This window comes from Mesorhizobium sp. M0239, from assembly GCF_040321815.1.
GTDB lineage: Bacteria > Pseudomonadota > Alphaproteobacteria > Rhizobiales > Rhizobiaceae > Mesorhizobium.
Window position 1 is genome coordinate 1 of sequence record NZ_JAMYSG010000105.1, and the last position, 638, is coordinate 638.

Below are 638 nucleotides of genomic sequence, written 5' to 3' on the forward strand. Positions count from 1 at the left end.
GGACCATACACCGTGAAGAAGCGAAGCCCGGTCGTCGGCAATCGGAACAGATGGCTGTAGCTGTGCGCCATCAGCTCGTTGGCGCGCTTGGTCGCGGCGTAGAACTGCAGCGGATGGTCGGCCGGACGATGTTCGGAAAACGGCATGTCGGTGTTGGCGCCGTAGACACTCGACGTGCTGGCATAGGTCAGGTGCGCGACGGCGCTGTTGCGGCAGGCCTCCAGCATGTTGGTGTAGGCGATGATGTTGCTTTCGACATAGGCATGCGGGTTTTCCAGGCTGTAGCGAACCCCGGCCTGGGCGGCGAGATGGATCACCCGGTCGAATGCATGGTCGGCAAAGCAGGCGTCGACCACGCTCTTGTCGGCGAGATTGCCGCGGATGAAATGATAGCCGGCATTGGTCTTGCGGCTCGCCTCGTCCAGGAGCCGCAGCCTCGCCTCCTTGATCTGCGGATCGTAGTAGTCGTTGACGTTGTCGATGCCGACGACCTCGTCACCGCGCTCCAGCAGCCGCTTGGCTACGTGATACCCTATGAAGCCGGCCGCGCCGGTGACCAGAACCCTCATCAGAAGCGCCCATCCGTAACATGCCTGGGGAACAGACCCTTGATGTCGTAGATGACGCCCGGGGTCTTG

The 638-nt window shown here is 62.1% G+C and carries 1 protein-coding gene; it reads right to left on the reverse strand.

Annotated elements, in window-relative coordinates; genetic code table 11:
* A partial coding sequence (locus NKI99_RS33785; protein ID WP_352613753.1) for an NAD-dependent epimerase/dehydratase family protein occupies positions 1–569 on the reverse strand: 569 nt, incomplete at its 3' end.
* Between the last annotated feature and the right edge of the window lie 69 nt (positions 570–638).